At 44.1% G+C, this 12,102-nt stretch carries 10 protein-coding genes; 3 read left to right on the top strand and 7 right to left on the bottom strand.

Translation table 11 applies throughout. The features are described from left to right. Positions 1–8 precede the first annotated feature (8 nt). Positions 9–1,298, top strand: coding sequence for a PepSY-associated TM helix domain-containing protein (locus tag C4S61_RS13465; RefSeq protein WP_103925330.1), 1,290 nt, complete (start codon positions 9–11; stop codon positions 1,296–1,298). 326 nt (positions 1,299–1,624) lie between these two features. On the opposite strand, the gene C4S61_RS13460 is transcribed toward C4S61_RS13465, so the two are convergent. After that, entirely contained in the window at positions 1,625–3,769 is a 2,145-nt protein-coding gene (locus C4S61_RS13460) for a S9 family peptidase (protein ID WP_103925363.1), read from the bottom strand. A 202-nt stretch (positions 3,770–3,971) separates the two neighbouring features. On the opposite strand from C4S61_RS13460, the gene C4S61_RS13455 reads away from it, so the two are divergent. Next, a complete protein-coding gene (locus C4S61_RS13455) occupies positions 3,972–4,958 on the top strand; it encodes a D-alanine--D-alanine ligase (protein WP_103925329.1) in 987 nt (328 codons plus the stop codon). Between the two features lie 127 nt (positions 4,959–5,085). On the opposite strand, the gene C4S61_RS21870 is transcribed toward C4S61_RS13455, so the two are convergent. The 6 genes from C4S61_RS21870 to C4S61_RS13425 form a co-directional block, all read right to left on the bottom strand. Then, a complete protein-coding gene (locus tag C4S61_RS21870) occupies positions 5,086–5,298 on the bottom strand; it encodes a hypothetical protein (protein ID WP_160111249.1) in 213 nt (70 codons plus the stop codon). Positions 5,299–5,325: 27 nt separating this feature from the next. Next, positions 5,326–6,060, bottom strand: coding sequence for an MIP/aquaporin family protein (locus C4S61_RS13445; protein ID WP_103925327.1), 735 nt, complete (start codon positions 6,058–6,060; stop codon positions 5,326–5,328). An 88-nt stretch (positions 6,061–6,148) separates the two neighbouring features. Continuing rightward, a complete protein-coding gene (glpK, locus tag C4S61_RS13440; protein ID WP_103925326.1) occupies positions 6,149–7,648 on the bottom strand; it encodes a glycerol kinase GlpK in 1,500 nt (499 codons plus the stop codon). 44 nt (positions 7,649–7,692) lie between these two features. Continuing rightward, the gene (locus C4S61_RS13435) at positions 7,693–9,291 is read right to left on the bottom strand and encodes a glycerol-3-phosphate dehydrogenase/oxidase (protein ID WP_103925325.1); all 1,599 of its coding nucleotides are present in this window, start codon (positions 9,289–9,291) and stop codon (positions 7,693–7,695) included. A gap of 60 nt (positions 9,292–9,351) precedes the next feature. Beyond that, positions 9,352–9,849, bottom strand: a complete 498-nt coding sequence (locus C4S61_RS13430) for a SixA phosphatase family protein (protein ID WP_103925324.1) — start codon at positions 9,847–9,849, stop codon at positions 9,352–9,354. Between the two features lie 163 nt (positions 9,850–10,012). Then, positions 10,013–10,747 carry an RluA family pseudouridine synthase gene (locus C4S61_RS13425; RefSeq protein ID WP_103925323.1) on the bottom strand — a complete coding sequence of 245 codons (735 nt, stop codon included), beginning with the start codon at positions 10,745–10,747 and terminating at the stop codon, positions 10,013–10,015. Between the two features lie 108 nt (positions 10,748–10,855). Here C4S61_RS13425 and C4S61_RS13420 point away from each other — a divergent pair, with 108 nt between their 5' ends. Next, positions 10,856–12,043 (top strand): hypothetical protein, encoded by a 1,188-nt coding sequence (locus C4S61_RS13420; RefSeq protein WP_103925322.1) that lies wholly within the window; start codon positions 10,856–10,858, stop codon positions 12,041–12,043. The last annotated feature ends 59 nt before the right edge of the window (positions 12,044–12,102 follow it).

The following is a 12,102-nucleotide window of genomic DNA, read 5'->3' as shown; positions in this document are numbered from 1 at the left end:
CAAAACCTGTGAAACTGAGTAAAAAGATACTATTTCAGGTCCACAGCTGGATAGGGATCAAGTTAAGCATTCTGTTTTTCATAGTATGCTTTTCAGGTACCCTGGCCACACTGAGCAATGAGATGGATTGGCTTTATTATCCTGGTCTCCGTGCCTCCGGTGAAGGCGAGCGAAAATCCTACAACGAGCTAGCCCGGGCTGTCCAAAATGCCTACCCAAATGGAGAGCTCACCTATTGGTTGATGGAAGACGCTCCTTATCTTAATGATATTGTTTATGTGGAAGACGGAGATCAGCGGTATTATGTATTTGTAGACCCGCTCAAAGGCCAAGTGACCGGAAGCACCACGGTCACTTTTCAGCGTTTTTTCAGGGACTTTCACTATTACCTATTTATGCCATTCAATCAGATCGGCTATTTCATCGTACTGGTTTTTGCCTTCTTCCTGCTTGTATCAATGGTTACCCCCCTGTTTTTTTACAAAAAATGGTGGAATAAGCTTTTTGAATTAAAATCTGAAAAAGGTCCTTTGGTCTTATTTAGAAGTTTACACCGAGTGGTTGGGTTATGGACTGTTCCGTTTGCCCTTCTGATTTCTATTACAGGAATCTGGTACTTTATCGAGCGAACCAACATCGCCAAAGTATCGGATATCTCGAATCCTTCAGCTCCAAAGCTCAAGGAAAAAGAACACACATTTGACCGTTCTATTTCAATTTCCTACCAACTTGACTATGATCAAGCGGCGGATTTAGCGAAAAAGGAAATCCCGGGATTGAGAATAGGAGGAATTGTACCTGGAGGTAGCCTCACTAATCCGATTTATTTCAGAGGAAAAAGTGAGGTACCCTTAGTCAGAAAAAGATCCAACAGGGTCTATATAGACCCGGTAACTCATGAAGTAGTGGGAGTCCAAAAGGCGGAGGAAATCCCTACTACGATGTATCTGAACGATATTGCCGATCCACTCCACTTTGGAAACTGGGGCGGCCTGACCACCAAAATCATTTGGTTTGTGGGTGGGTTGGCCATTTGTGGTCTGATCCTCTCGGGCATCTGGATCGCACTCAAACGTCAGGCTAAGCAGGTAGTCGAAAAAGGCATGAAGGTGTTGGGGATTTGGAAATATCTTAATTGGGCATTGACTCTGTTCATAGTAGGTTATATGTATTACTTCATGATCGCTCGCTATGCACTTCCAATTTCCTCTCTGATCATAGTGAGTTCAATTCTAGTTCTTTTGGGAACTTTAGCTTGGTATATTTTTGACTATCGCTTGAAAAACTCTGTTAAGTAGTGGTTCCTCCCCAAGAACATCCACCGCTTGAAGGTTTAGATAATATAAGAATTGTAGAGAATGGGGTGTGGACAATCTCTCAATCTTATGAAAACCAGTGAAGGAAGGTTTTACCGATGAAACTTACCTGCATTTTAGGATTCTAAAATCAAGATTCAGTCCCTTTTAGAACAGTCATTCTAAAAAATAAAAGATTTTAGTAAAGTAGAGGAATTGAAAATCATAAATCCAATGGATACCTGACTAAAATAACCTCCCAAGTTTATTGTTGACAAAAAACCGCAGAATTTTCATCCTGCGGTTTTTCATTTGGTCAACTTTAGTTTTTACAGCTTCCGCTTCAGAAAATCCGTCATCATGGTATACAGATGCCAAGTGGTATTTCCACCGGATATCCCATGGTTTCGATTTGGATAATAAAATGTCTCAAACTGTTTATCCGCAGCAATCAGCGCATTGACCAAATCGACAGAATTCTGGAAATGGACGTTGTCATCGCCTGTTCCGTGAATAAGCAGGAAATTGCCTTTAAGCATATTCACGTGTGTGATAGGGCTATTGTCGTCATAACCAGACGCATTTAGCTGCGGAGTCTGCAGGTATCGCTCGGTGTAGATCGTATCATAATACCTCCAGGTAGTCACAGGTGCAACAGCAATGGCAGTTTTGAATACCTCATTCCCTTTCATCAGAGCAAGGGATGACATGTAGCCACCGTACGACCAGCCCCAAATTCCGATTCTAGACGCATCCACAAAAGGCATTTTGGCAAAATACTTGGCTCCCTCGATCTGATCGATAGTTTCCAATTTGCCAAGGTTCGCATACGTGGAATGCTTGAAATCCCTGCCTTTGCCACCGGTTCCCCGGTTGTCCACACAGGCCACAATAATCCCCTCAGCGGCCAGTTGCTGATGCCAAAAGTCCCGGGCTCCTCCCCAGGAATTCAGCACATTTTGTGAGCCCGGACCTCCATAGACGTACATCAGCACGGGATATTTCTTGGTTGGGTCAAAGTCGGCCGGCTTGAGGATGTAGCCGTTTAGCTCTGTTCCATCCACAGTCGGAAAGCTGAAAAATTCCTTTTTACCCAAAGCAAAACCTGCCAACTGCTCTCTCAATATTTGATTGTCTTCCAAAACTTTGATCTCCTTTCCGGCTGCATCATTCAAAGTCACTTTCACTGGAGTTTCCGTGGTGGAGTAGTAATCAATAAAGAATTTATAATCCGAACTCATGTTAATCGTATGAGTCCCTTTGGCCGGAGTAAGGAGTTTTTTGCCTTTTCCATCCAGATTGATTACATAGAAATTTCGCTCCAAAGGCGAAGCCTCAGTGGAGATGAAATAAAGCTTCTTTGCCCTCTCATCGATCCCCAGCATGGAACTCACTTCCCAATTTCCGGAGGTAATCTGACGGATCAGACTTCCGTCCATGTTGTGATGATAAATGTGCTTGAAGCCATCTTGCTCGGAAGTTCGGATAAAGGTTTTTCCGTCGCTGAGGTATTGCAAATCATCATTGTAATCCAAATCCACGTAGGTTTTGGACGTCTCGGAGATGATCAGTTTGCTTTCACCGGTAGTTGCATCGGCATGGAAAAGGTCCAATTGGTTTTGCAGACGATTCATCCGGATAAAGGCTAATTGATTTGCGTCTTTGGTCCAATAGATTCGTGGCAAATAAATATCAGTCTCGTTGCCAGCATCTATTTTTTGGGTTTTCCCGGAGGATAAGTCATACACATGAATACTCACGAGCGCATTTTTCTCTCCTGCTTTAGGATACTTAAACTTGTAATCCTGGGGATAAAGTGGCCCCCAGGTCTGCATGTTGAATTCAGGTACCTGTGTTTCATCAAATCGGAGGAATGCGATCTTTTTGCCATCGGGCGACCACTTGAAAGCCTGGGCCATGGAAAATTCCTCCTCATAAACCCAATCTGCAGCACCGTTGATGACCTTATTCCACGCTCCGTCAGTCGTAATTTGTGTTAACTTATTGGTTGCCAACTCGACCAGGTACAGGTTGTTTTCTTTGACAAAAGCCGCTTTGTCATTGTCCGGAGAAAGGGTGGCATAGGAGATTTTTTCACCGTTCATCAACTCCTGCTTTTGGCCGGAGGCCATATCTACCACATAAAAAACTCCCTTGGAGGATCTTCGATAAATTGGCTCCACGTCGGTTGCGATCAGGGCTTTGGACTCGTCGGCATTGAAACTATAGGAAGAAAAATTGACTCCCAATGCTCTTCCATCGAGCAAAACCCCAGCTTCTTCGCCGGTTGCAAGGTTGATTTTCACCACAGTGGAGGTGCCTGATCTTTGCACCAAAGAGCTGTAATACTGCCCGTCTTTCATCCAATTGATACCATAAACGGACTTTTGATTGAACCTGCCTTTTTTGAAGACATCCTCCAAAGTCACTTTCTTCAGACCCTGAGCCTGCGCACTGAGTATCATTCCTATCATCGTGATCCAGGCCAGAGGCAGCACTTTCCAACTTTTAATCATATTCTTGAAATTTGGGGTAAAATTCTTGTGTGAAATCGGAACGAATATATAAAACCTCTAACTAACCCTCCAAGGATTTCGAACCCTTGGAGGGTTTTTTGGAAACCTTTGGAGGGTAAACAGAAAATAAGCTACTTCGTATTGTAATTTTTCCCCTGCTATGAAGAAAACAATTGCCTTGGTGACCGGAGGATTTACCGGTGAATCTGTCATCTCTTTGAAAAGTGCCGCTGTAGTCGAAAAAACAATCGACCGACAGAAATATGACGTGTACAAAATCCTGATTTATCCGGGCGATTGGCACTATGTGAATGTCGGAGGAGAAAAAATCCCCGTAGATCTAAATGATTTCAGTATCAACTTGGGCGACGAAAAAATCACGTTTGACGGCGTGTTCAACATTCTCCACGGTTCTCCAGGGGAGGATGGAAAACTGGCTGGCTACTTCGATATGCTGGGAATTCCCTACACCACTTGCGATCAGTTAACTTCGGCTATCACCATGAACAAGGGCTACACAAAAGCGATTGTCCAGGATATTCCGGAGTTGAATGTGGCTAGGTCCATTCAGCTTTTTGAAAATTTGCAAGAGAATGTTTCTAAAATTCAGGCAGAACTTTCATTACCTCTTTTCATCAAACCAAACAATGGCGGAAGTTCGATAGGAATGAGCAAGGTGAAAACCTGGGAAGAATTGCCTGAAGCACTGGAAAAAGCCTTTGCAGAAGACAAACAGGTTCTGGTAGAAGAGTTTGTCTCAGGAAGGGAATTTTCCATAGGCGTATTCAAGGGGAAAGGACAGATTACCGTTTTGCCGGCAACAGAAATCGTGAGCAGTAAGGAATTTTTTGACTACGAAGCGAAGTATGTCCCTGGAGTCTGTGAGGAAATCACTCCTGGCCGGATGACCCAAGAAGAAGTAGAAAGAGTCCAAAGAATTGTGACTAAAGTCTATGAAAAGCTAAACTGCAAGGGTGCCGTCCGGATCGATTACTTTCTACACCACAAAACCGGCAAATTCTATTTCATCGAAATCAACACCGTGCCGGGACAGACTGAGACAAGTCTAATTTCACAGCAGGTGAGAGCCATCGGGATGGAAGTGAAAGAATTTTACACCGATTTGATAGAGGAGATGTTTGGGTGAGAGGCAAGAAGCGAGAGGCAAGACACAAGAGAGCCCATAATTAATCTTCGGGCTTTTTAATTGGATAAAGAGAATTTTCAAAAATTGAATATTTGCGATTATGATCCCCAAAAAATCTCGATCCTGTTCATTTTTTCCCAAAAACAATTTTTGTTTTGGTATGACGAATCAAATGTTCATCCAAGGTTTGATTGGAAAGCTCCAACAATTCAGCTATTTCAACAGGAAGGGAATCATTCTCCAATTGCTTTTTAAGCTCTTCTAAACCCCCAAGCAATTGCTCACTATCCATTTGATAAGATCCATTTGATAAGATCCATTTTCCTTTTTTCCAGTCCAATACCACTAATTTAAAGCTATTTTTACATCAACTTCCCACTACCAAATACAACATCGCAGCCAGAGCACTTCCGATAATCGGACCTACAATCGGCACCCAGGAATATCCCCAGTCTGAACTTCCTTTTCCTTTGATCGGAAGAATCTGATGCATGATTCTCGGACCCAAGTCCCGCGCGGGATTAATGGCGTACCCGGTGGTACCTCCTAGGGATAAGCCGATGACCCAAACCAGCAATGCAACGGGTAGCGCACCGATTGAACCCAATCCGATTGGTGTACCTGTTGGATCTTCTATTTTTGCACCAGCGATGTAAAGAATCACAAAAATAAGGACAAAGGTCCCGATAACTTCTGATATCAAACTTGTGTTAAAATTTCGGATCGCCGGATCAGTACAGAACGGAGCACGCTTTAATAAAGGGTCTTTTTCCAAATCAAAGTGATCCCGATACATCAACCAAACCAAAAATGAACCAGACATGGCACCTCCAAGTTGAGCGAGGATATATCCCGGTGCAAACGCCCATTCAAACTTCCCCACTATTCCCAAGCCAATGGTCACGGCTGGGTTTAAGTGCGCACCACTGTAGGGTCCTGCCACGACTACTCCACAAAAAACGCCCAAGGCCCAAGCAGTGGTGATGGCGATCAATCCACCGGAATGACCTTTGGTTTGGGGCAAAAGCACATTCGCAACAACTCCTGATCCCATAAGAAGGAGGATTCCGGTTCCGATAAACTCTGCGACAAATGGATTCATGTGTTTGTGATTTGTTTTGTAATTGCCACATCGAATCTCGCATGGGTTATAATCATCCCAGTGGGTGACGTTTTCGTCATGCTCGATTTCATTCTACCCAATTTTTGGATCGTTCTACTGCTTTGTGCCAAAAGTGAATCAGCTTCTCTTGCTTATCTTTTTCCATTTCCGGTTGAAAGCTTCGGTCAGCAGCCCATAGTGCCTGAAGTTCGCCTCGGTCTTTCCAAAATCCAACAGCCAAACCTGCCAGAAAAGCAGCACCGATGGCGGTGGTCTCAATGACTTGGGGTCTTTTGATCTCGCAACCCAACAAATCTGCCTGAAACTGCATCAGGAAATTGTTGGCAGTCGCGCCTCCATCCACTCGAAGCGCTTGGGTCGGTTTGCCGCTGTCTTTTTCCATTGCTTTGAGCACGTCATAAACCTGGTAAGCGATCGCTTCCAAAGCTGCCCGGGTCATGTGCGCAATGGTCGTTCCTCTGGTAATTCCAAAAAATGCCCCCCGCGCATTCTGATCCCAATGCGGAGCCCCCAAACCTGAAAGTGCCGGAACAAAATAAACCCCATCATTGTCGTCCAGAGACATTGCCAGCTTTTCAGTATCGGAAGCTTTTTTGAAAAGTTCAAGTTCATCCCGAAGCCACTGAACTGCAGCTCCTCCAATGAATACAGAACCTTCCAATGCATAGTTGATTTCATTCCCGATTTTCCAAGCTATGGTTGTCAACAATTGATTTTTGGAGCGGACGGCCTCTTTACCAGTATTCATGACGAGAAAGCAACCTGTACCATAAGTAGTTTTTGCCATGCCTGGCTCGATGCAAAGTTGGCCGAAAAGTGCGGCCTGCTGGTCTCCGGCCACTCCTGCAATCGGGATTTTGACACTCAGCACGTCCCCTGCAGTTTGGCAGAAAACCTCGCTGCAAGTTTTGACTTCGGGCAGCATGGATTTTGGTATTGTAAATAGATCCAAAAGCTCCTGGTCCCACTGCTGGGAATGAATGTTGAAAAGCATCGTTCGACTCGCATTGGTGATATCGGTCAGATGGGATTTACCGGCTGTCAGCTTCCAAATCAACCAGGAATCCACGGTACCAAATGCCAGTTCTCCAGCCTCAGCCCGTTCCCGGGCTCCTTTTACATTTTCCAGAATCCATCGGATTTTGGTAGCTGAAAAGTAAGCATCAATGATCAATCCGGTCTTTTCAGCAATCATTTCCGCATGGCCTTTTTCTTTCAGCTCATTGCAAAAAGCCGCTGTGCGTCGATCCTGCCATACAATGGCTTTGTGGATGGGCTTGCCGGTTTTGCGATCCCAGACGATGGTGGTTTCACGTTGGTTGGTGATGCCGATGGCGGCAATCTGATCAGCCCGGATGTCCTTGTCGACCAGGGCTTCGATCATCACGGCAGATTGACTTGTCCAGATCTCATTGGCGTCATGCTCGACCCAGCCTTGATTTGGAAAATGCTGCTTGAATTCTTTTTGGGCAACGGAGACAATCTGGCCCTTCTTGTCAAAAATAATGGCTCTGGAACTGGTGGTTCCTTGGTCCAGGGCCATGAGGTAAGGTTTATTTTGGGTCATTTTGGGTTGAAAGGGTTAAGAGTTAAAAGGTTAAGGGTTAATAGTTAATCGTCAACTGCTTCTGTTTTTGAGAAATTTTGGGGCTTTATCAAATACTTTTCCGCGACTGATCTAAAATCGTGAAGTTCTTTTTCCTGCCAAGTCTCATCCTTTCTAAGTTCAGTTGCCATCAGCCTGACCACTTTTTCGGCTGAATCCAAGGCTGCCTGAGCATCCAAAATCAACATGCGAATCCGTCTGGAAAGCACATCTTCGATTTTAAGTGCCATTTCATTTCGCACTGCCCATGCCACTTCTGCCATAATATTTGGAAAATCGGGATGAATCCGCTCTTCCAGTTGGGGATTGCCTTTGGCCAATTCCTGAATTAAGGCAGCATTTGATCCATAGACGGCCCAGTGACCTTTTGGGATCACCTTGGTAAAGCCATGTAGCAAGATGTCCTTGGAGCGGGATGGATTCATGGTCAATCCAGTAATCTTTGGAAAATACGCCACAGTGTCCTCACCCATCTTTCGGAAAGTTGTCCATTTTCCTCCTGTAAGCGTCACCAATCCACTTTCTGACACTATCACTTTATGCGAACGGGATATTTCCTTGGTTTTGGTACTCCCTTCTTTAGGGCGCGCCAGAGGTCTAAGTCCCGCAAAAACAGACTTGACATCAGCCCGGGTAGGCTTTCGAGTCAAGTACCCGGCTGCCGTTTCCAACACAAAGTCAATTTCTTTTTGCAAAGCTTCGGGTTCGAGTTTAGCTTTTTCCCGAACGGTATCGGTAGTACCGACAACCAGTTTTCCATGCCATGGAACGGCGAATAAAACCCTCCCGTCACGGGTCTTGGGAATCATCAGGGCATCTTTTCCGCCCAAAAAATCCATATCCAAAACCAGGTGGATTCCCTGACTGGGCTGGATGGTTTTTTCTGCCTCGGGATTGTCCATTTGAAGAATTTTATCTGCAAAAACCCCGGTGGCATTCACGACCATTTTGGCATTAACCGAATATTTCTTCTTTGAAATCAAATCCAAAACTACCAAGCCTTTCAACTTTTGGGAGGGATCTTTTTCAAGGGAGACTACCTTGGCATAATTGATTATGCAGGCACCGGCATGATCCGCAGTTTGCGCTATGGAAAGTGCAAGCCGGGCATCATCAAACTGTCCGTCATGGTAGACTATGCCTCCAAAAAGACCTTCGGATTTGATTCCGGGCATTCGTCTGATGGTTTCTTCTTTAGAAATATAGCGCGAGGAACCCAAGCTTAGATTTGCCGACATGTAATCGTACATCTTAAGTCCGGCGCTGTATTGGATCCTATCCCAACGATTGTAAACCGGGATGATGAAAGCTTGATTTTGGGTCAAATGCGGCGCATTTTTGATCAGTCTACCGCGCTCTCTCAATGCTTCCAGGACTAAAAAAACATCGCCTTGAGCAAGGTAGCGCACACCTCCATGAAGGAGTTTTGTGCTTCGGCTGGAAGTGCCTTTGGCAAAATCAGCCTTTTCAAAAAGTGCTACGGAAAGTCCTCTGGAAACTGCATCCAGCGCAACTCCCAGTCCGGAGGACCCTCCACCGATCACGGCAATGTCCCAGATCTTTTCAGTGTTTTGAAGTTGTTTTAGGTTTTCATCACGGTTCATAGGTCCCTTTAACTTGTCAGTTCAAGATAAAGGAAATGAATTGGGATAGGAAAAATCGGGTTAAAAATCCTTGTAAACTTTTCGCTCAACAGAAGAAGTGTTTTCCTCCAAGTTGACTACATAAATAAAATCATATTCCAGATCGTCCAAATCTTTATATTTTTCGGCTTCCCCAATAAAATAATTTGCCAATTGGCTTACAGTATTACTGTGTCCAACCACAAGAACATTTCCTTCCAGGCTTTTTAGCTGCTCGACCAGCGCATCATGATTTGAAGGGTCATAAGATTGAATAGGTATTCCCACTGCTTCAGCAGTTGGCAGTGCTGTATTTCGAGTTCGGAGGTAATCTGTGGAAAAAATATGCTTGATATTCTGATCTTCTAAAATCTGCGAAAGTTTTAACGCTCTGACTCCACCGGCATAAAGTAAATCCGGATCATTGCCCACGAGTTGCTTCTCAGCATGGCGAACGATGTAGATCGTTTTGGGTTGGTTTTTGGAAGTGCAAGCACTCAGAATCAGGATGAAACTGAAAATAAAGAGAAGGTTTTTCATAAATTTTAGAAATAGGCTTCGCGAGTTACAATTGAGATATGCTGCGCGAAATACAGTTCTAATACATCCGCTAAAGCGGACGAAATAATTGAGGAATTTTTCTGGGATAAAGCAAATACCAACCTTTAAAACGAAGGTATTTCAACTGTATTTCTTTTTCAAATTACCCCGAAAACGTATTATCCAAATGCTGGTCTTTTACCCTTCGCTCTTCAAATTCAAGGAATTGCTCCCAGAATTCTGACTCAGGAAGTGCTGCTCGCATGTAGAGTTTTTCCTTTCTGGTCGGATGTACAAAGATCAGGTGAAACGCATGCAGGTTAATGCTTCCGTCGGGATTCGGCTTGGCAAAACCATATTTCACATCACCTCGGATCGGGCAACCCATAGAAGCCAACTGCACTCGAATCTGATGCGGACGACCTGAAATCGGACGAACTTCCAATAGCCAGTGATCATTCATGTAGCCCAAGGTCTTATAATTCAGCTCGGCTTTTTGTGATCCAGGAACTTCCTTTTCATGTGCAGTAACCACATTTTTGAATTCATCCTTGGTCAGGTAGTGCGTCAGTTTGCCCATCTCTTCGCGAGGCTTTCGCTTCACGATCGCCCAGTAGACTTTGTGGATCTCCCGCTTGCGAAAAAGCTCCATCATGCGCTCCAGGCCTTTGGAGGTACGGGCAAAAGCCACCAACCCACTTACCGGACGATCGAGTCGGTGAACAGGGTGAAGGAACACTTCTCCCGGCTTATTATATTTTTCTGCGATGTATTCTTTGCAATAGTCAGTCAGTGTTTTATCACCGGTTTTATCCCCTTGAACCAGGATGCCCGAGGCTTTATTGACAATCAGGAGGTGGTTGTCCTCATAGACAACGGTGAATGGCTTCTTTCTCATAACAGCCCGCAATTTAGCTATTTACTTTGAAGAGCATTGGAGAAAAAAACGGGCACAGTTGTTTCTAACTAAGATTTAGTATAGAATCGTCTTATTAACTGTATACCAATGAGACCACCCTTGATTTTTCTGACCGCTTTTTTGATCTTGAGCTGCGACAATTCTTCGACCAAGACCAAACAGGAACCTTCCAATCCACAGACATATTTTTTTGAAAAACTAGATTCGATCATTGTCAAGGATGTCATAGCTCGTGTGTTCATTTTCCAAGGCTTTCACGAAGGCCAATATTTTTTCAGGGATATGGCTTCCTCTAAGGTGTATCTATTTGACCAAGCTGGAGAACTTGTGGACCAATGGAATAAAGAAGGCGATGTGCCGGGAAAATTCTCCATGACTGCCTCCAATATTTCTTTTGATAAAAAAGGAAACCTTGTGCTGTTGGACATCATGGAAGGAATCAAGATTTTGAAGAAAAATTCAGACGTAGTCCATGATTTTAGAGTCTATCAAAATCAAGTGAGCCTTGGGGCTGCCTTCTCACTATTTGATACGGAGCAATTGATTCAAAAAGAAGGAAAGGAATACTTGATTTATTCATTGGATATCATCGAAGAATACAACCAAAAATATGATCCGGAATTCTTAGCTCGAAGGAAAAACCTCCTTGTTACCGATTTGGAAACGAATGAAACAAAAGAACACATTCCCTTTCCGGAAGGATCTCTTTTTCTTAATGGGAAAGTTTACTATTTCAGGGATTTAAGGCCAATTTTCCAGTATGATGAGACATCAGAGCGTCTGTATCTCATGTTCAAAAGTGAGCCGATTTTATATACCTACGATTGGTCTGGGGAAACTCCGGAATTGATTGATCAGCAAACGCTGCCATTGGAAGGTTTTCAAGTATTTGAAGGTTTTGAAGTAGGGGCTATAGACATGGGTCAAATCGGAAATTTCCAAACTCGTCCTTATCCTTCTGACATTATCAATATCTCAAAGTATGGAGATGACTTGTTGATCAGCTATTCCCCAACTCCTCAAGACAAATCAGCAATAGAACGTGTGATCGCGGGACAGTCCTCTGATGAAACCAAGATAAGACTTAGAAAAGAAGCCCAGATGAGGACAGTTTTACGCCGTCAAAACGGAGAAATCGTACCCGTTGAGCTTCCTGAAATGTATTACAACAGTTTTAAGGTCGATGGAAATACCATTTATTGGATGAAAAAACCTGACCCAAACACAGAAGCTGAAGAATTTACACTCTATTGGGGTGAGTTAAAGGCGAAATAAAGACCGGAGACAGTAGACCGAAGATTTCTTCCGTGTTCGGTCTACTGTCTTCCCGCCCA

Source organism: Algoriphagus boritolerans DSM 17298 = JCM 18970, assembly GCF_900108085.1.
Classification (GTDB): domain Bacteria; phylum Bacteroidota; class Bacteroidia; order Cytophagales; family Cyclobacteriaceae; genus Algoriphagus; species Algoriphagus boritolerans.
This window is presented reverse-complemented; position numbering and strand designations above follow the sequence as displayed.

Bases quoted from the DNA above. Each gene is read 5' to 3' on its own strand.
- C4S61_RS13425 (WP_103925323.1), bottom strand. From the start codon at position 10,747: ATGAGAAAGAAGCCATTCACCGTTGTCTATGAGGACAACCACCTCCTG.
- C4S61_RS13430 (WP_103925324.1), bottom strand. From the start codon at position 9,849: ATGAAAAACCTTCTCTTTATTTTCAGTTTCATCCTGATTCTGAGTGCT.
- C4S61_RS13420 (WP_103925322.1), top strand. From the start codon at position 10,856: ATGAGACCACCCTTGATTTTTCTGACCGCTTTTTTGATCTTGAGCTGC.
- C4S61_RS13445 (WP_103925327.1), bottom strand. From the start codon at position 6,060: ATGAATCCATTTGTCGCAGAGTTTATCGGAACCGGAATCCTCCTTCTT.
- glpK (WP_103925326.1), bottom strand. From the start codon at position 7,648: ATGACCCAAAATAAACCTTACCTCATGGCCCTGGACCAAGGAACCACC.
- C4S61_RS13435 (WP_103925325.1), bottom strand. From the start codon at position 9,291: ATGAACCGTGATGAAAACCTAAAACAACTTCAAAACACTGAAAAGATC.
- C4S61_RS13460 (WP_103925363.1), bottom strand. From the start codon at position 3,769: ATGATAGGAATGATACTCAGTGCGCAGGCTCAGGGTCTGAAGAAAGTG.
- C4S61_RS13455 (WP_103925329.1), top strand. From the start codon at position 3,972: ATGAAGAAAACAATTGCCTTGGTGACCGGAGGATTTACCGGTGAATCT.